The organism is Pseudomonas fluorescens (genome assembly GCF_030344995.1).
Classification (GTDB): Bacteria; Pseudomonadota; Gammaproteobacteria; order Pseudomonadales; family Pseudomonadaceae; genus Aquipseudomonas; species Aquipseudomonas fluorescens_BF.
The window spans coordinates 6164241-6181832 of sequence record NZ_CP128260.1; the positions used below are offsets into that span (position 1 = coordinate 6164241).

General features: G+C 61.6%; 17 protein-coding genes. 12 read left to right on the top strand and 5 right to left on the bottom strand.

The genetic code is table 11. The features are described 5' to 3' along the window. Positions 1 to 24: 24 nt before the first annotated feature. Positions 25 to 1023 (top strand): hydrolase, encoded by a 999-nt coding sequence (locus QR290_RS27805; protein WP_289204002.1) that lies wholly within the window; start codon positions 25 to 27, stop codon positions 1021 to 1023. Positions 1024 to 1027: 4 nt separating this feature from the next. After that, positions 1028 to 1858, top strand: a complete 831-nt coding sequence (locus tag QR290_RS27810; protein ID WP_289204003.1) for an AraC family transcriptional regulator — start codon at positions 1028 to 1030, stop codon at positions 1856 to 1858. A 4-nt stretch (positions 1859 to 1862) separates the two neighbouring features. Here QR290_RS27810 and QR290_RS27815 read toward each other — a convergent pair whose 3' ends face one another. Both QR290_RS27815 and QR290_RS27820 read right to left on the bottom strand, forming a co-directional pair. Further along, positions 1863 to 2717, bottom strand: coding sequence for a sulfurtransferase (locus QR290_RS27815; RefSeq protein ID WP_289204004.1), 855 nt, complete (start codon positions 2715 to 2717; stop codon positions 1863 to 1865). A 28-nt stretch (positions 2718 to 2745) separates the two neighbouring features. Continuing rightward, a complete protein-coding gene (locus QR290_RS27820; RefSeq protein WP_007953407.1) occupies positions 2746 to 3417 on the bottom strand; it encodes a TetR/AcrR family transcriptional regulator in 672 nt (223 codons plus the stop codon). A 146-nt stretch (positions 3418 to 3563) separates the two neighbouring features. Here QR290_RS27820 and QR290_RS27825 point away from each other — a divergent pair, with 146 nt between their 5' ends. From QR290_RS27825 to QR290_RS27845, 5 genes are all read left to right on the top strand, one after another. After that, entirely contained in the window at positions 3564 to 4994 is a 1431-nt protein-coding gene (locus tag QR290_RS27825) for a coniferyl aldehyde dehydrogenase (protein WP_289204005.1), read from the top strand. Between the two features lie 24 nt (positions 4995 to 5018). After that, positions 5019 to 5564, top strand: a complete 546-nt coding sequence (locus QR290_RS27830; RefSeq protein ID WP_115079523.1) for a twin-arginine translocation pathway signal protein — start codon at positions 5019 to 5021, stop codon at positions 5562 to 5564. 42 nt (positions 5565 to 5606) lie between these two features. Further along, the gene (locus QR290_RS27835) at positions 5607 to 7202 is read left to right on the top strand and encodes a GMC family oxidoreductase (RefSeq protein WP_289204006.1); all 1596 of its coding nucleotides are present in this window, start codon (positions 5607 to 5609) and stop codon (positions 7200 to 7202) included. A gap of 115 nt (positions 7203 to 7317) precedes the next feature. Then, positions 7318 to 7797, top strand: a complete 480-nt coding sequence (gene coaD / locus QR290_RS27840) for a pantetheine-phosphate adenylyltransferase (protein WP_007953414.1) — start codon at positions 7318 to 7320, stop codon at positions 7795 to 7797. 102 nt (positions 7798 to 7899) lie between these two features. Then, positions 7900 to 8151, top strand: coding sequence for a YfhL family 4Fe-4S dicluster ferredoxin (locus QR290_RS27845; RefSeq protein WP_003195146.1), 252 nt, complete (start codon positions 7900 to 7902; stop codon positions 8149 to 8151). Positions 8152 to 8189: 38 nt separating this feature from the next. On the opposite strand, the gene QR290_RS27850 is transcribed toward QR290_RS27845, so the two are convergent. The 3 genes from QR290_RS27850 to QR290_RS27860 all read right to left on the bottom strand — a co-directional run bounded on the left by QR290_RS27850 (position 8190) and on the right by QR290_RS27860 (position 10236). After that, complete coding sequence (locus QR290_RS27850; protein WP_289204007.1) at positions 8190 to 8513, bottom strand: multidrug transporter; 324 nt, start codon at positions 8511 to 8513, stop codon at positions 8190 to 8192. A gap of 69 nt (positions 8514 to 8582) precedes the next feature. Continuing rightward, complete coding sequence (gene mutM, locus QR290_RS27855) at positions 8583 to 9395, bottom strand: bifunctional DNA-formamidopyrimidine glycosylase/DNA-(apurinic or apyrimidinic site) lyase (RefSeq protein WP_115079526.1); 813 nt, start codon at positions 9393 to 9395, stop codon at positions 8583 to 8585. Positions 9396 to 9423: 28 nt separating this feature from the next. Then, a complete protein-coding gene (locus QR290_RS27860) occupies positions 9424 to 10236 on the bottom strand; it encodes an HDOD domain-containing protein (protein ID WP_164872189.1) in 813 nt (270 codons plus the stop codon). Between the two features lie 266 nt (positions 10237 to 10502). On the opposite strand from QR290_RS27860, the gene QR290_RS27865 reads away from it, so the two are divergent. From QR290_RS27865 to ilvD, 5 genes are all read left to right on the top strand, one after another. Then, positions 10503 to 11699 (top strand): class I SAM-dependent rRNA methyltransferase, encoded by a 1197-nt coding sequence (locus tag QR290_RS27865; RefSeq protein ID WP_115079528.1) that lies wholly within the window; start codon positions 10503 to 10505, stop codon positions 11697 to 11699. A 446-nt stretch (positions 11700 to 12145) separates the two neighbouring features. Then, positions 12146 to 13219, top strand: coding sequence for a SagB family peptide dehydrogenase (locus QR290_RS27870; protein ID WP_289204008.1), 1074 nt, complete (start codon positions 12146 to 12148; stop codon positions 13217 to 13219). Continuing rightward, complete coding sequence (locus QR290_RS27875) at positions 13216 to 14172, top strand: diiron oxygenase (protein ID WP_289204009.1); 957 nt, start codon at positions 13216 to 13218, stop codon at positions 14170 to 14172. The genes QR290_RS27870 and QR290_RS27875 overlap by 4 nt, the downstream gene beginning before the upstream one ends. Further along, positions 14165 to 15382 (top strand): multidrug effflux MFS transporter, encoded by a 1218-nt coding sequence (locus tag QR290_RS27880; RefSeq protein ID WP_289204010.1) that lies wholly within the window; start codon positions 14165 to 14167, stop codon positions 15380 to 15382. Before QR290_RS27875 ends, QR290_RS27880 begins: the two co-directional genes overlap by 8 nt. Before the next feature lie 255 nt (positions 15383 to 15637). Next, positions 15638 to 17479, top strand: a complete 1842-nt coding sequence (gene ilvD / locus QR290_RS27885) for a dihydroxy-acid dehydratase (protein WP_064380052.1) — start codon at positions 15638 to 15640, stop codon at positions 17477 to 17479. Positions 17480 to 17592 lie beyond the last annotated feature (113 nt).

Consider the following 17592-nt stretch of genomic DNA (forward strand, 5'->3'; position numbering starts at 1 on the left):
CGCTGCGCTGCATCGAGAGCAATCGTGTCCCCTTCGTCTAAACCGTTCATCCCCGCCTTCGGCCTCGGCAATCCGCACCTGCAAACCTTGTGGGGGCCGCTGTGGCGCAAAACCGTGCACCTTGACCGCCAGCGCGAACGGCTGTGGCTGGACGACGGTGACTTTCTCGACCTCGACTGGCACGGCCCGCACAGCGCCGAAGCGCCTCTGGTGTTGGTGCTGCACGGTCTGACCGGTTCTTCCAATTCGCCCTACGTCGCCGGAATCCAGGCAGCGCTCGCCGCGCAGGGCTGGGCCAGTGTTGCGCTGAACTGGCGCGGCTGTTCTGGCGAGCCGAACCTGTTGCCGCGCAGCTACCATTCCGGCGCCAGCGAAGACCTCGCCGAAACCATTCGCCACCTGAAAGCCAAGCGGCCACTGGCGCCGCTGTATGCGGTCGGCTACTCCCTCGGCGGCAATGTGCTGCTCAAACATCTGGGGGAAACCGGCAGCGCCAGCGGCGTGCTCGGTGCGGTGGCGGTGTCGGTGCCGTTTCGCCTCGATCAATGCGCCGACCGTATTGGCCAGGGTTTCTCGAAGGTCTATCAGGCGCACTTCATGCGCGAGATGGTGGCCTACATCAAGAACAAGCAGCGCCAGTTCCAGCACGACGGGCGCGAGGACGGTCTCGCCGCACTGTCCGCCCTCGGCTCGCTGGAAAACATGCGCACCTTCTGGGATTTCGATGGCCGGGTAACCGCGCCGCTGCACGGTTTCGCCGATGCCGAGGATTACTATCGCCGGGCGTCGAGCCGATATTTTCTTGGGGAAATCCGCACGCCAACCCTGATCATTCAGGCGGCGGACGATCCGTTCGTGTTTCCCCACAGCCTGCCGCAGGCGAGTGAGCTGTCGAGCTCGACCGCGTTCGAATTACAGAACAAGGGCGGGCACGTTGGCTTCGTCGACGGCACGCTCCGCCAGCCGGGTTATTACCTGGAACGACGGATTCCACAGTGGCTGGCCGACGCGGGGCGCGGGTGAGGTCATGAGCGATCAGGGCGAGTCGATCCGGTTCTGGCAAGCCGCGCCTCTGGCCGGGGTCGAGCTGTTGACCGCGCGCTACATCGAGCATCGTTTTGCCCCGCACGTCCACGACGGTTATGTGATCGGCATGATCATGGCCGGCGCCCAGCGCTACCGTTATCGCGGTGCCGAACACCTGGCGGGCAGCGGCACGCTGGTGCTGATCAATCCGGACGAAGTGCATAACGGCCACAAAGGCACCGAGGACGGCTGGCTGTACCGGGCGTTTTATCCCGACACCGGGCAGATCGTCGCGCTGCTGAATGAGCTGGAACTGCCGACCGCACCGATGCCGGCCTTCGGGGCGACGCTGTATCGCGATCCGGATCTGGTCAACGGTTTCTGTCAGTTGCATCGTTTGCTGGAAAGTCCCGCCACCGCGCTGCAACAGCAAACGGTGTGGCGCGAAATGATGATGCTGCTGTTACAGCGTCACGCGGCAGTGCAGATCAACGGCAATCCCGGCAAAGAGCACCGCGCGGTGGCGATGGCCAAGGAGTTGCTGCACGCGCAACTGGCGGCGCCGCCCTCGCTGGAAGAACTGGCGGCGGCCGTGAATCTTTCGCCCTTCCACTTCGCCCGGGTCTTCCGCCGCGCCACCGGCATGCCGCCGCACAGCTGGCTGATGCAGCAGCGGATCGCCTGCGCGCGGGGCTTGTTGCAGAGCGGCTGCCTGCCGGTGGAAGTCGCCACGCAGCTGGGATTTGCCGACCAGAGCCATCTGAGCCGGCAATTCAAACAGGCTTATGGCGTGGGGCCGGCGGCCTATCGCAGCGCGCGGCTGAATCGCTGAGCGTTTACTCGCCGGTGGCGATACCACGCGAGGGCTCGTTGATCCACTCGCTCCACGATCCGGCATACAGCGAACCCAACGGATAACCCGCCAGGCACAGGGCGAACAGGTTGTGACACGCCGTCACCCCGGAGCCGCAGTAAGCCACCAGATCGTTTGGCGAACGCTCGCCGAGTTTCGCGGCGAAACGCTGCTTGAGCTGATCGGCCGGCAGGAAACGCCCGTCGCTGCCCAGGTTGTCGGTGAACGCCGCGCATTGCGCGCCGGGAATGTGCCCGGCGATCGGATCGATCGGCTCCACTTCACCTTTGAAGCGCGGCAAGGCGCGGGCATCGAGCAGGGTCAGGGCCGGCTGGCCGAGGCGCTGCTGCAATTGCTCGGCGCTGATCAGCAGGCTCATGTCCGGCTGGCCGCTGAAGTTGCCCCGCGCCGCTGACGGTGGATCGAGACTCAACGGCAGCCCCGCCGCATGCCAGGCCTTGAGCCCGCCATCGAGAATGAACACGCCGTCGCGCTTGCCCAACCACGCCAGCAACCACCAGGCCCGCGCCGCATAGGCGCCCGGACCGTCGTCATACAGAACCACGTCGCTGTCGTTGTCGATGCCGAAGGCTTGCAGGCGTTCGATCAGCGCCGCCGGCTCCGGCAACGGATGGCGACCGGTTACGCCCTTGGTCACTGGACCGCTGAGATCGCGCTCAAGATCAGCGAAATGTGCCCCGGCAATGTGCCCCTCGGCGTAGCTGCGCTGGCCGTAATCCGGGTCTTCGAGGGCAAAACGGCAATCGAGAATCACCATCCCCGGTTGCGCCTTGCGGGCATCCAGTGCGGTCGGGCTGATCAGTTGCGCAATCGGCATAGCGAACGACTCCAGTGAGGAAATGGAATTACGGTCTTTCTTCGAGGGCCTGGGCCAGCGGCACGTAAAACTCTTCGAACAAGGCGTTGACCTCATCGCGGGCCTGCTCGGTAACGAACCCTGCTTCCAGCACCAGCACCTGATACACGCCACGCTTGATGGCCTGTTCGCTGAGGTGATTGGAATTTTCCCGGGTCGTGCACAGAAAGCGCACCCACGAGGTGAGGATGATCCACGCGTTGAGGGTCAGGGATTCGATCTGCACCCGGTCCATCTTCAGGATCCCGGCGGCAACGAAGCCTTCGTAGATCGCCGCGCCCTGGATCACGCAGCGCTGGGAAAAGCGCCGGTAACGCCCGGCCAGATCCGGATCGCTGTCGAGCAGATGCTCGAGATCGCGGTGCAGGAAACGGTAGCGCCACATCGCCGACAGCAGTTCCTTGAGATAGAAACGCTTGTCTTCGACCGTCGCGGCACGGCCCTGGGGCGGACGCAGGAAGCTGTCCACCAGGCTTTCGTACTCACTGAACAGCACGGCGATGATCGCCTGCTTGTTGGGGAAGTGGTAGTACAGATTGCCCGGAGAAATCTCCATGTGGGCGGCGATGTGATTGGTGCTGATGCTGCGCTCGCCCTGCTGATTGAACAGCTCGAGGCTGTTCTGCACGATGCGCTCGCTGGTTTTGATCCGTGGGGCCATGGCTTGAGCTTTAATTCAGAGTGCGTTGGGGGGCATCTTACGACCTAACCGGAACGGGATAAAACCAGGATGCGCAAGGAAGCCATTTGACTTTCTAGAGCATAGACTCTAAAAAGTTCCTCACAACAACATCTCCGGAGCTGACAATGACTGCCGATATTGCCTACCTGCAAACGCTGCAACAGCCGCTGGAAGAGCTCAACCGGCTGTTCGATGCGCAGCGTGCCGCGTACGCTGCCAACCCGATGCCGCCTGCGGCCCAGCGCCAGCAATGGCTCAAGGCCCTGCGCGATTTGCTGAGCAGCGAACGGCAGGCCCTGATCGACGCCATCAGCTCCGACTTCAGCCACCGCAGCGCCGATGAAACCCTGCTCGCCGAACTGATGCCGAGCCTGCACGGCATTCACTACGCCAGCCAGCACATCAGCCAGTGGATGAAACCTTCGCGGCGCAAAGTGGGTGTGGCTTTCCAGCCGGCATCCGCGAAAGTCGTGTACCAGCCGCTCGGTGTGGTCGGCGTCATCGTGCCCTGGAACTACCCGCTATTCCTGGCCATCGGCCCGTTGACCGGTGCGCTCGCGGCCGGCAACCGGGTGATGCTGAAACTCAGCGAATCGACCCCGGCCACCGGCCTGCTGCTCAAGGAATTGCTGGCGCGGATCTTCCCCGAGGATCTGGTGTGCGTGGTGCTCGGCGAGGCCGATGTCGGCGTGGCGTTTTCGAAGATGCGCTTCGACCACCTGCTGTTCACCGGATCCACCAGCGTCGGCAGGCATGTGATGCGCGCAGCGGCGGAAAACCTGACACCGGTGACGCTGGAATTGGGCGGCAAATCCCCGGCCATCGTCTCCCACGACGTGCCGCTCAAGGACGCCGCCGAACGCATCGCCTTCGGCAAGACCCTCAACGCCGGCCAGACCTGCGTGGCCCCGGACTACGTGCTGGTGCCGGAAGATCGAGTCGGCGGTTTCGTCGAAGCCTATCGCCAGGCCGTGCGCGGGTTTTATCCGACACTCGCCGACAACCCGGACTACACCGCCATCATCAACGAGCGCCAACTGGCGCGGCTCAACAGCTACCTCAGCGACGCCACCAGCAAGGGCGCGCTGCTGATTCCACTGTTCGACCAGGGCCAGGGCCGGCGCATGCCGCACAGCCTGCTGCTGAATGTCAGCGACGAGATGACGGTGATGCAGGACGAAATCTTCGGCCCGTTGCTGCCGATCGTGCCGTATCAGGATCTGGATCAGGCATTTGCTTACATCAATCAGCGGCCACGTCCTCTGGCTCTTTACTACTTCGGCTACGACAAGCGCGAACAGAAGCGCGTACTCAGCGAAACCCATTCCGGTGGCGTCTGCCTCAACGACACGCTGCTGCATGTGGCGCAGGACGACATGCCGTTCGGCGGCATCGGCCCGTCGGGCATGGGCCATTACCACGGCCACGAAGGTTTCCTGACGTTCAGCAAGGCCAAGGGCGTGCTGGTCAAACAGCGCTTCAACGCGGCGAAGCTGATCTACCCGCCCTACGGCAAATCCATTCAGAAACTGATCCAGAAACTGTTCATTCGCTAACGTCACCGCCGGGTAATAACAACAATGCACCCAAGCCTGACCGAAACACCTGCGCTGTCGCGCCGTGGCCTGCTGAAATTCAGCCTGGGAGCCACGGCCTTCCTCGCCACCGCTGGCCTTGGCGCCAGTCTCAGCGGCTGTTCGTCGAGCATGTCGGCCAACGGATTCGCCACGTTGCGCAGCGGCGATCTGCTGTTTCTGCGCGCACTGATTCCAGTGATGCTCGATGGCGCCGTTGCTGCGGAAAAGATGCCCGCCGCTGTCGATGGAACCCTGAAGTCGCTGGATTACAGCCTCGATCACCTGTCGCCGGAAATGCTCAAGCTCACCCGGCAACTGTTCGATGTGCTGGGCATGGCCGTGACGCGCGGGCCATTGACCGGAATCTGGGGCAGTTGGGAAAACGCCAGCCCCGAGGCGATCCGTCACTTCCTCGAACGCTGGGAAAACAGCTCGCTGAGCCTGCTGCGCATGGGCCACAGCTCATTGCTGCAAATGGTGATGATGGCCTGGTACACCCGCGCCGAATCCTGGGCCCATTGTGGTTACCCCGGCCCGCCCGCCGTTTGAGCCTGGCGACCCACGCAAAACAATAATAAGAGAACCTGATCGATGCCCGTACCCGACCCGTTTCGCGAAGGCCTTGCCCGTGGCTGGAAAACCTACAACGGCGCGCAACTCACCGATGACCTGACCCTGGAAGCCGACGTCGCCATCATCGGCAGCGGCGCCGGCGGCGGCACCACCGCGGAAATCCTCAGCGCCGCTGGCTACAAAGTGCTGCTGATCGAAGAAGGCCCACTCAAGACCAGCAGCGATTTCAAACTGCTGGAAGACCAGGCCTACAGCAGCCTCTATCAGGAAGGCATCGGCCGCATGAGCAAGGACGGCGCGATCACCATCCTTCAGGGCCGCGCGGTTGGCGGCACCACGCTGATCAACTGGACATCGAGTTTTCGTACCCCCGAGCCGACCCTCGAACATTGGGCCAAAGAGCACAACGTCAAAGGCCACAGCCCCGCCGACATGGCGCCGTGGTTCGAAAAAATGGAGCAGCGACTCGGCGTCGCCCCGTGGATGGTGCCGCCCAATGCCAACAACGACGTGATCCGCAAAGGCTGCGAACAGCTCGGCTACAGCTGGCACGTGATCCCGCGCAACGTGCGCGGCTGCTGGAATCTGGGCTACTGCGGTATGGGCTGCCCGACCAACGCCAAGCAATCGATGATGGTCACGACCATCCCGGCGACCCTGGAAAAGGGAGGCGAACTGCTCTATCTGGCCCGCGCCGAAAAACTGTTGATCAGCGGCGACAAGGTCACCGGCCTGCAATGCGTGGCGATGGACGAACGCTGCGTCGAGCCGACTGGACGCACGATCACCGTCAAGGCGCGGCATTACGTGCTGGCCGGCGGCGGGATCAACAGCCCGGCGCTGCTGATGCGTTCGGACGCACCGGATCCGCACAAACGGCTGGGCAAGCGCACCTTCCTGCATCTGGTGAACATGTCCGCCGGGCGTTTCGACGAAGTCATCAACCCGTTCTACGGTGCGCCGCAGTCGATCTACTCGGATCATTTCCAGTGGAAGGACGGCACCACCGGCCCGATGGCCTACAAACTCGAAGTGCCGCCGCTGCACCCGGCGCTGGCCGCCACGTTGCTCGGCGGGTTCGGTCAGGAAAGCGCGCAACACATGGCGGACCTGCCGCATACCCACGCGATGCTGGCCCTGCTGCGCGACGGTTTTCACCCGGACAGCCAAGGCGGCAGCGTCGAGTTGCGCGGTGACGGCTCGCCGGTGCTCGACTATCAGGTTTCGCCTTACACCTGGGAGGGCTTGCGCCGCTCATTCCACAGCATGGCCGAAATCCAGTTCGCTGGCGGCGCCAAAGCAGTGATGCCAATGCACGCGGATGCACGCTACGTGAACCGCCTGGCCGAGGCCCGCAAATTGATCGACAGCCTGAGCCTTGAGCTGTATCGCACACGTCTGGGCAGTGCTCACGTCATGGGCGGCTGCGCGATGGGCGAGGATCCGAATACCGCCGTCACCGACAGCCTCGGCCGCCATCATCAGCTGCACAATCTGTCGATTCACGACGGCTCTCTGTTCCCCACCAGCATCGGCGCCAACCCGCAGTTGTCGGTGTATGGTCTGACGGCGCAACTGGCGACATCCCTCGGCGAACGGTTGAGAAACCCGTGAAAAAGACGAAAATTCTGATCGTCTATAGTGCTTTCTTACCCAACAGGCGACTTTCCCGACCGGGACGGCTGCGATACCATCCGACTCCCCAACGGATTCCCGCCAGGACGACGCGATGAACCGAGTGTTGTACCCAGGTACCTTCGACCCTATTACCAAGGGCCATGGCGATCTGGTCGAACGCGCCTCGCGCCTGTTCGACCACGTGATCATCGCCGTCGCCGCCAGCCCCAAGAAGAATCCGCTGTTCCCGCTGGAACAACGGGTCGAGCTGGCCCGCGAGGTCACCAAACACCTGCCGAACGTGGAAGTGGTCGGCTTCTCGACGCTGCTGGCGCATTTCGCCAAAGAGCAGAACGCCAACGTGTTCCTGCGTGGCCTGCGCGCGGTGTCGGACTTCGAATACGAATTCCAGCTGGCCAACATGAACCGCCAGTTGGCCCCGGATGTGGAGAGCCTGTTTCTCACCCCGTCCGAGCGTTATTCGTTCATTTCCTCGACCCTGGTGCGGGAAATCGCGGCCCTGGGCGGCGATATCAGCAAGTTCGTCCACCCGGCGGTGGCCGAAGCCCTGACCCTGCGCTTCAAGAAGTAACGACCGTTCAAACGGCGCCCGCGTGCACTACGGGCGCCAATGCGGCACAATTGCGCGCATTGATTCATAGCGCCCGGGCTCCCCGCCCCGGCTGGAGTTAGCATGTCCCTGATCATCACCGACGATTGCATCAACTGCGACGTCTGCGAACCCGAGTGCCCGAACGCCGCCATTTCCCAAGGCGAAGAGATCTACGTGATCGACCCGAACCTGTGCACCCAGTGCGTCGGCCATTACGACGAACCGCAGTGCCAGCAGGTCTGCCCAGTGGATTGCATTCCACTGGACGAAGCCCATCCGGAGACTGAAGAACAGTTGATGGAGAAGTACCGCAAGATCACCGGCAAGGCTTGAGCCACTGAATCCGATCGCAGCTCCCGGCTGCGATCGCGTCATTCGCGCTGCTCGAATCCCTCCCCTGTGCAGCCCAGGCAACGCACGAACGCCGCTTTCGCCGGCGCCACCACCAGCGCCTCTCCCGCATCGCCAATCCCGCCACCCAGCGCGGTGAACGGCAACGACACGACGAACGCCCCGGCACCGATCACCGTCGCCACCACCAGCAATGGTCGGGCAATCAGCAGATCGCCGAGCATGGCGTAGGCCGGTGGATTCTGGATGGCGTAACGAGGGTCACCGCTGCCGCCTTCCGTGGCCTGAACAGTCAGGCTGAAGCACAGCAGCAATGCGACGATGAGGGTTTTCAAGGACTTCATGGCACGATCCTTCGGGCTGAACAGTGAGACAACTCACTATAGACCGTAGGACTTTTTCGGGCGCCCTGCTCAGCTTTGGCAGCGCGGGCACCAGACGCTGGCGCGCTGGCCGAGCTTCATTTCCCGCAGGCCCGTGCCGCAGACCTTGCAGTGCTCACCGCCACGACCGTAGACAAACAGTTCCTGCTGGAAATACCCCGGCTGCCCGTCGCCACCGATGAAATCACGCAACGTGGTGCCGCCGCGCTCGATGGCGGCAGCCAGGATGCGTTTGATCTCGATCGCCAGCTTCAAATACCGCGCCCGGGAAATGCCTTTGGCTTCACGGCGTGGATCGATGCCGGCGGCGAACAGCGCTTCGGTCGCGTAAATATTGCCGACCCCCACCACCACCGCGTTGTCCATGATGAACGGCTTGACCGCCATCGAACGCCCGCGTGACAGCTGATACAACCGCTCGCCATCGAACAGATCGGTCAACGGCTCCGGACCCAGGCGAATCAGCAATTCGTGATTGAGCGGGTCGGTGCTCCAGAGCATCGCCCCGAAGCGCCGGGGATCGGTGTAGCGCAGGGCCAGGCCCGACTCCAGTTCGATATCGACATGCTCATGCTTGGCCGCCGGCATCCCGACCTCCACCAGCCGCAAGTTACCGGACATGCCCAAGTGGCTGATCAGCGTGCCGACCTCGGCGCTGATCAGCAGATACTTGGCGCGCCGCTCGACCAGCACGATGCGCTGCCCGGACAGGCGCACATCGAGGTCTTCGGGAATCGGCCAGCGCAGCCGCCGGTCACGCACGATCACCCGACTGACGCGCTGGCCCTCCAGGTGCGGGGCGATGCCGCGGCGGGTGGTTTCGACTTCCGGCAGTTCAGGCATGGGTTCCTCGAATCATTAGCTTCTTTAATCAGTGCGCGCCAAGTTCGCGGATGGTCTGCTTCAACGTCTCGAAGTCGTAATCCGAGAGGCCAATGTACTCAAGCACCAGCGGCCCGACGGCCTGCCATTCGAAGTCTTCGGTCTGGTTGCCCAGCACCCGGTACGACGCGCAGATGTGCTCGGCCATTTTCAGGATCGCCAGCAGGTTTTTCATCTGGGTGTTGCGCGAGGTCTCGTCGCTGAAGATCGCCAGGGCATTGTGGTGGTTGGCAATGGCCGCGCTGACATGCTCCGGCAGACGCCAGGACTTGGCGGTGTAGTAACCGACCACCGAGTGGTTGGTGTTGTAGACATCGTTCTCGGTGTCCACGACCCGGCGCTCGGCACTCGCGTTGGCGTAGGCCTTTTCGAGCGTCGTCATGTAATCCGGGAAACGCTGAAGCATCAACGGTACGCCGCAGTCATGGAACAGACCCAGCGCATACGCCTCGTCGCTCGCCTCGGTGCCGACGCGCTTGGCCAGGGTCAGACAAGTCATGGCCACATCCTGGGCGGTGTCCCAGAAACGGTTGAGGGTGACGATGGTGTCGTCGTTCATCTCGCCCTTGATCGACATCGCGTTGATCAGATTGACGATCGAGCGGCTGCCCAGCAGGTTCACCGCCCGCTTGATCGAGGTGATCTTGTTGCTCAGGCCGTAATACGGCGAGTTGACGATTTTCAGCAGCGAGCCGGACAGGCCGGGATCCTGGGAGATCAGCTTGGCGATCGTCTCCAGATCCGGGTCGGGCATGTATTGCTCCATTTGCAGATCCACCATGATCTGCGGCTGCGCAGGCACGCTGATGCCTTGCAGGGACTGTTGAATCTGTTCGGTGGTCAGCTCTTGGGACATAAGTACACACTCTGGGACAGGCGGCGATTCTAACCTCTAAAAACCGACGGACGACACATCGGGGGCAGATCGGCGGAAACTTTCATTCAAGACCATCTGGCGAATTCTGCCTTCATTCATTTGCAGGCCAGGCTGACGCACCGCGTGTCCAGCGTCGAACCCGCATGCAGCGCAACACGGTATACTCCCGCTCTTTTTTCCGGAGCGACGTCATGTCCCTGCCTAGCTTGCGCCTCAAAGCCAACGCCGACCGTCGCCTGCGCGCCGGCCACCTGTGGGTCTACAGCAACGAAATCGACGTGGCCGCCACCCCGTTGCACGGCTTCAAGGCCGGCGACCAGGCGATTCTCGAAGCCGCCGGCGGCAAGCCGCTGGGCATCGTCGCCATGAGCCCGAACAACCTGATCTGCGCCCGCCTGCTGTCGCGCGACATCAAGCTGCCGCTGGACAAGTCGCTGCTGGTGCATCGCCTGAACGTGGCCCTGTCGCTGCGCGAGCGCCTGTTCGACAAGCCGTTCTATCGTCTGGTCTATGGTGATTCCGACCTGCTGCCGGGTCTGGTGGTCGACCGTTTCGGCGACATCCTCGTGGTCCAGCTCGCCTCGGCGACCATGGAAGCCCATAAAGATGACGTGATCGCTGCCCTGACTCAGGTGCTCAAGCCGAGCGGCATCCTGTTCAAGAATGACTCCGCCGCGCGCGATGCCGAAGGCCTTGAGCGTTACACCGAAACCGTCTTCGGCGTGGTGCCGGAGTGGGTGGCGCTGGAAGAGAACGGCGTGAAATTCGAAGCGCCTGTGGTTCAAGGTCAGAAAACCGGCTGGTTCTACGATCACCGCATGAACCGCGCGCGCCTGGCCCCTTACGCCAAGGGCAAACGCGTGCTGGATCTGTACAGCTACATCGGTGGCTGGGGCGTGCAAGCCGCCGCATTCGGCGCCAGCGAAGTGTTCTGCGTCGACGCATCGGGCTTCGCCCTCGACGGCGTTGAACGCAACGCCGCCCTGAACGGTTTCGCCGACAAGATGACTTGCATCGAAGGCGACGTCTTCGAAGCCCTGAAGGAACTCAAGGCCAGCGAAGAACGCTTCGACGTGATCGTTGCCGACCCGCCTGCGTTCATCAAGCGCAAGAAAGACCTGAAAAACGGTGAAGGCGCCTACCGTCGCCTGAACGAGCAAGCCATGCGCCTGCTCACCAAGGACGGCATCCTGTTCAGCGCTTCGTGCTCGATGCACCTGCCGGAAGACGATCTGCAGAACATTCTGCTGACCAGCGCTCGCCACCTGGACCGCAACATCCAGTTGCTGGAGCGCGGCGGTCAGGGCCCGGATCACCCGGTGCACCCGGCCATTGCAGAAACCCGCTACATCAAGAGCATCACCTGCCGTCTGCTGCCGAACAGCTGACAGACGCACGGCATTGACGCTATCGAAAGGGGAGCCCATGGGCTCCCCTTCTTTTTGTCTTGCACTTTGCTTTCCTACATTTATCGTCCTGCCGTCGTGCAGGACATTTCCTTAACTATTCTATTTAGTGACATTCAACTTACACACTTACTTCCAGCCAAAGATCACTCCGACAAAATTACTGGATTATTCCTACTTAATATTTGCTTGCGATTAATCCATTACAAACTATTATTAAGTCGTCACCACGAAGGTGGCACCAACTAACCACGAAGCAACAATGAACAAGGAGTTCAATCATGAAAGCAATTACTCTGGAATCCCGCACCCTCGCAAACCTGGCTTTTCTGGTCGCACCTAAAGCCCGTTAAGTAAGGTAGGCGCTGGGTATAGCCGGCTACCCAGCGCCTCTGACAAAGCACCTATCCAGAGCAGCGTGCCCCATCATGCATATAAATCCTTATTTATTCATACTGCCACGAACGCCCGGCCAGATAGTCTGGAACTACAAAGACCATACTCAACATGAACTTGATCTTGAGTATTCTTCCCGACTGGCACAACTTGTCCACAACCCTGATTCATATGACAGCAGCAACATAATAGACACACAGCTATTAAATGCCGGAATACTGACTTCTTCAAAAATCTCAGCACCTGCCTGGGGCTGGGATGAATTGTCCAGGATCTACCATATCGGGACGCGGGATATTCCTTGCGAACACACTCCCCGAAACATTCAGGAATGGTCCAGGCAGTACCTCGAACACTGCAAAACAGTACTCGCCACTCCACCGCCGGCCGACATGCCTGTGGATATCGGTCCGAACGCACTCATCGCCCTGCCCGAACCGCTGGCACTGAATGACGACAGCCTGTCGAGTTCACTGACCCGGCGAAAGACCTGCCGATCCTTCACTGGCGCCGCCGTGTCGCTGGACGATGTCGGCACCTTGCTTTGCCTGTCACTCGGTTACCTGCGAGAACGCGACGCCGACTGCGACGACAGCATCGCCGAAGGACTTGGTGCGCGACGCAGCAGCCCTTCCGGAGGCGGCCTGAACGCCTGCACCGGGTTCATGTTTGTACAGAACGTCGAAGGATTGGCACCGGGCGTGTATGCCTACCACCCCACCGAACATGCCCTGAGCTTCATCAACCCTTTGCCCGATACCGCGCCCGGCAATCTGCTGGGGGGCCAGCATTTCATCAATAACCTGCCATTGGGGCTGTTCATCACCGCCCGTTTCGACCGGCTCTGGTGGAAATATCCGCACTCGCGCGCCTATCGAATGGCGTTCGTCGAAGCCGGGCACCTTTCGCAGACGTTTCAACTGGTGGCTACAGCGCTGGGCATGAACACCTGGCTCACGGGCGCGTTTTCCGACGATCAGGTCGAAACGTTGCTGAAGCTCGAGAACAGTGCGGAGCAACCCTTGTTCTTCGTCGGTTGCGGGGAAAGCGACGGTCAGGCGATGTGTCAGGAAATGCGCGACCTGCTGCGTGAGGCACAACCATGAACGCCCTCACCCCGGAACCGGTCTTTCAATTCACCCTGAGAGACTGGAACAGCCGCGCCTCGGTCCGCACCAGCCCTCACGATTACCGCTTGCCGGACAACGTGCAGGAACAACTGGAGACCCGGCACTGGTTTCCGCCGGCGTTCCTGCCCTACCTGGCCCATCCGGCTATTGAAGCAGCGGGCCGTTCGATGCTGCATCGGCTTACGGCCCGGCATCTGGTGCATTTTCTCGACTACACCACATTGCTCGAGCACCGGATCGTCAATCGCGCCGTCGAAACCATCGTCCACGGCGAACTGCCGGTCGCGGTGCCGGCGTCGATGAAAACCGCCGCACTCCAGCTCTACACCGATGAGGGCTATCACGCCCTGTTTTCCAGCCAGGTGGCAGAGCAGATCGCCAGCCTCTACGCCATCTCCGGGCGCCCGGTCATGCCCAGACGGATCACCCGGATGAAATTGCTGATAGCACGCACCGGGCAGGAGCAACGGCCACTGGCGTGCTTTCTTCTGGGCTTCGTTTCGGAAACCATCATTGCCCGTGAACTGCTGGATGTCTGCCGCGACAGTCTGGTGTCCGGCGTCAACGACATGTTGCGCGATCACCTCACCGACGAAGCGCGCCACAGCCGCTATTTCACCGAAGTGTTCCACTACCTCTGGTTGCACCTGAACCCGCAACAGCGAACGTTCACCGCGACGACCTTGCTCGACATTCTGGACATATTCTTCGAAGTGGATGAGCACTGGCTGCAGGAAAGCCTCTGTGGCGCGGGCATTGCAAACACCACGGTGATCGACATTCTCGGCACGATGACAACGACTCAGGCCAGTCGACAGCGAGCACGCTCCGGCAGCCTCGCCACGCTGAGCGCATTGAAGAAAGCCGGATTTTTCGCCGAACCTCAAAACCAGACACTTTTTGCCAGAGCGGGGCTGATTGATGGATGACGGACAATCTGTGGTGACCCGACGCCAGCGGCGCGGGGCTGTCAGTCTGTTGCTGGCAATGGTGTTGCTCGGCGTCTTTCCGCTGGATGTCCTGCTGCCTTCGTTCCCTGCACTGGCCGAACACTTTCTCCGCACCCCGGCGGACATCGCCCTGTCGATCAGCCTGTTCGCCGTCGGGATCGCCTTCGCCCAGTTGCTGATCGGACCGCTGTCGGATGTGATCGGGCGCAAAGGCCTGCTGCTCGCCGGCATGAGCATTTCCATACTCGGCGCTCTCGGTTGCGTGATGACCTCGGACTATTCGCTGTTTCTGATGTTCCGGGTGGTGCAGGCGCTGGGTTGCGGTTGCTTCGTGCTGTCCCAGGCGCTGGTCCAGGACCTGTTCGAAGGCGAGGAACGCGATCGCCTGCGAATCCTGATGGTCACCGCCGGCGGGATTTTCATCTCGGTATCGCCGCTGGCAGGCACCTTTCTTCAGGCGACACTGGGCTGGCGTGGCAGCTTCTGGGTGTTCATCGCATTATCAGCCGCAGTGCTGCTCAAGGCCTGGCTGTTTCTGGAGAACACCCGACCGACCGCCAGTGGCACACGTACGAACTTCCTCACGGCCTATCGACGGGTTCTGGGAGATTTCGACTTCGTCGGCTACTGGCTGATTTCGGCGTTTGCATTCGCCTGCCACTTTTCATTCATCGTGATCTCGCCGCTGATCTTCATGGATCGACTGCAACTGTCCGCGTACGAGTTTTCGTTGATCCTGCTGATCTACGGTGCGGCTTACGTCACCGGAGGCATCCTCGCCAGCGTGCTGAGCAGGCGCATCAACAGCGGCCAGCAGATGGTCGTCGGCCTGAGCCTGATCCTGTTCGCGGGCCTGAGCATGCTGTACCTGTCGTCTAACTTTGCACTGGCTCCGGCGACCGTGCTGATCCCGATGTTGATCTGCACTGCGGGCACCACCATTGCCCGGCCGGCCGCCACCTCGCGGGCCATGAGCCTGTTTCCGGAAAACGCCGGCACCTCGGCCTCGGCCGGCAGCACGATCGTTTTCATCTGCGGCGGCTTGATCAGTGCCTTGATCAGCCTGAGCCCGACCAACCTGCAATCCACGCTGGGCTACAGCTTCGTGATACTCAGCGGGGTGGCACTGGCGTTGAACGCGCGAATCAGTCGTCGTAACGATCTGGTGGGGCAACCGGACAGCGATTAATCCTGCCGGTCGTCATCCCGCACGCTTCGTCAGCACTGGAACAACGCTTTGCGCCATTCCCTCCTGACGCCAGCGGTGTAGAATCGCGAGATTCATCGCCATTCATCCCCGGCGGGTTTATGAGCTCAGGCTGAGACCAGCGGCGATCCCGCAACGTCATCGGCAACATCAGGACACACGGCCATTTCTGAGTGTTCCAGACGTCAATAGAAGCTCACTCCCTTTTGATACCTGATTAGCCGCCCGGAGTGCTCCATGCCAGATTACCGCTCGAAAACATCCACCCACGGCCGCAACATGGCCGGCGCCCGCGCACTGTGGCGCGCCACCGGGATGAAGGATGACGACTTCAAGAAGCCGATCATCGCCATTGCCAACTCCTTCACCCAGTTCGTACCGGGCCACGTTCATCTGAAGGACCTGGGCCAGCTGGTTGCCCGTGAGATCGAACGCGCTGGCGGCGTTGCAAAAGAATTCAACACCATCGCCGTGGATGACGGCATCGCCATGGGCCACGACGGCATGCTCTATTCGCTGCCGAGCCGCGAGATCATCGCCGACTCCGTCGAGTACATGGTCAACGCCCACTGCGCCGACGCCATCGTCTGCATCTCGAACTGCGACAAGATCACCCCGGGCATGCTGATGGCCGCCCTGCGCCTGAACATCCCGGTGATCTTCGTCTCCGGCGGCCCGATGGAAGCCGGCAAGACCAAACTGGCCAGCCACGGTCTCGACCTCGTCGACGCCATGGTGATCGCCGCCGACTCCAGCGCTTCTGACGAGAAGGTTGCCGAGTACGAGCGCAGCGCCTGCCCGACCTGCGGTTCGTGCTCCGGCATGTTCACCGCCAACTCGATGAACTGCCTGACCGAAGCCCTGGGCCTCGCACTGCCGGGCAACGGTTCGACCCTGGCCACCCACAGCGACCGCGAACAGCTGTTCCTGCAGGCCGGCCGCACCATCGTCGAGCTGTGCAAACGCTACTACGGCGAGAACGACGAGTCGGTACTGCCACGCAACATCGCCAACTTCAAGGCGTTCGAGAACGCGATGATGCTCGACATCGCCATGGGCGGTTCGACCAACACCATCCTGCACTTGCTGGCTGCGGCCCAGGAAGCCGAGATCGACTTCGACCTGCGTGACATCGATCGTCTGTCGCGCAAGGTGCCGCAACTGTGCAAGGTCGCGCCGAACATCCAGAAGTACCACATGGAAGACGTGCATCGGGCCGGCGGCATTTTTAGCATCCTCGGTTCGCTGGCCCGCGGCGGCCTGCTGCACACCGACCTGCCGACCGTGCACAGCCGCAGCATGGAAGAAGCCATCGCCAAGTGGGACATCACCCAGACCGACGATGAAGCCGTGCACCATTTCTTCAAGGCAGGCCCGGCCGGCATTCCGACGCAAACCGCGTTCAGCCAGTCGACCCGTTGGGAAACCCTGGACGACGACCGTGAAAACGGCTGCATCCGCAGCTTCGAGCACGCCTATTCGAAAGAAGGTGGCCTGGCCGTGCTGTACGGCAACATCGCCCTGGACGGCTGCGTGGTGAAAACCGCCGGCGTCGACGAGTCGATCCACGTCTTCGAAGGCAATGCGAAGATCTTCGAAAGCCAGGACAGCGCCGTACGCGGCATCCTCGCCGACGAAGTGAAGGAAGGCGACATCGTCATCATTCGCTACGAAGGCCCGAAAGGCGGCCCGGGCATGCAGGAAATGCTCTACCCGACTTCCTACCTGAAATCCAAAGGCCTGGGCAAAGCCTGCGCCTTGCTGACCGATGGCCGTTTCTCCGGCGGTACTTCCGGTCTGTCCATCGGCCACGCTTCGCCAGAGGCTGCAGCCGGCGGCGCGATCGGTCTGGTACAGGACGGCGACAAGGTGCTGATCGACATTCCAAACCGCTCGATCAACCTGTTGATCAGCGACGAAGAGCTGGCGGCACGCCGGGTCGAGCAGGACAAGAAAGGCTGGAAACCGGTCGAGAAGCGTCCACGCAAAGTAACCACTGCCCTCAAGGCCTACGCCCTGCTGGCGACCAGCGCCGACAAAGGTGCGGTGCGTAACAAGGCGATGCTCGACGGGCTGTAAGCGTCAAATCGCAGAAACAAAAATGCCCCGCCAAGTGCGGGGCATTTTTTTTGCCTGAGCAGACTCTACAAACACTGGTGTTCCCCTGTGGGAGCGGGCTTGCTCCCACATTG

Coding starts and splice junctions, on each gene's coding strand:
- QR290_RS27810 (WP_289204003.1), top strand. CDS start 1,028: ATGAGCGATCAGGGCGAGTCGATCCGGTTCTGGCAAGCCGCGCCTCTG.
- QR290_RS27815 (WP_289204004.1), bottom strand. CDS start 2,717: ATGCCGATTGCGCAACTGATCAGCCCGACCGCACTGGATGCCCGCAAG.
- QR290_RS27820 (WP_007953407.1), bottom strand. CDS start 3,417: ATGGCCCCACGGATCAAAACCAGCGAGCGCATCGTGCAGAACAGCCTC.
- QR290_RS27825 (WP_289204005.1), top strand. CDS start 3,564: ATGACTGCCGATATTGCCTACCTGCAAACGCTGCAACAGCCGCTGGAA.
- QR290_RS27830 (WP_115079523.1), top strand. CDS start 5,019: ATGCACCCAAGCCTGACCGAAACACCTGCGCTGTCGCGCCGTGGCCTG.
- QR290_RS27835 (WP_289204006.1), top strand. CDS start 5,607: ATGCCCGTACCCGACCCGTTTCGCGAAGGCCTTGCCCGTGGCTGGAAA.
- coaD (WP_007953414.1), top strand. CDS start 7,318: ATGAACCGAGTGTTGTACCCAGGTACCTTCGACCCTATTACCAAGGGC.
- QR290_RS27845 (WP_003195146.1), top strand. CDS start 7,900: ATGTCCCTGATCATCACCGACGATTGCATCAACTGCGACGTCTGCGAA.
- QR290_RS27850 (WP_289204007.1), bottom strand. CDS start 8,513: ATGAAGTCCTTGAAAACCCTCATCGTCGCATTGCTGCTGTGCTTCAGC.
- mutM (WP_115079526.1), bottom strand. CDS start 9,395: ATGCCTGAACTGCCGGAAGTCGAAACCACCCGCCGCGGCATCGCCCCG.
- QR290_RS27865 (WP_115079528.1), top strand. CDS start 10,503: ATGTCCCTGCCTAGCTTGCGCCTCAAAGCCAACGCCGACCGTCGCCTG.
- QR290_RS27870 (WP_289204008.1), top strand. CDS start 12,146: ATGCATATAAATCCTTATTTATTCATACTGCCACGAACGCCCGGCCAG.
- QR290_RS27875 (WP_289204009.1), top strand. CDS start 13,216: ATGAACGCCCTCACCCCGGAACCGGTCTTTCAATTCACCCTGAGAGAC.
- QR290_RS27880 (WP_289204010.1), top strand. CDS start 14,165: ATGGATGACGGACAATCTGTGGTGACCCGACGCCAGCGGCGCGGGGCT.
- ilvD (WP_064380052.1), top strand. CDS start 15,638: ATGCCAGATTACCGCTCGAAAACATCCACCCACGGCCGCAACATGGCC.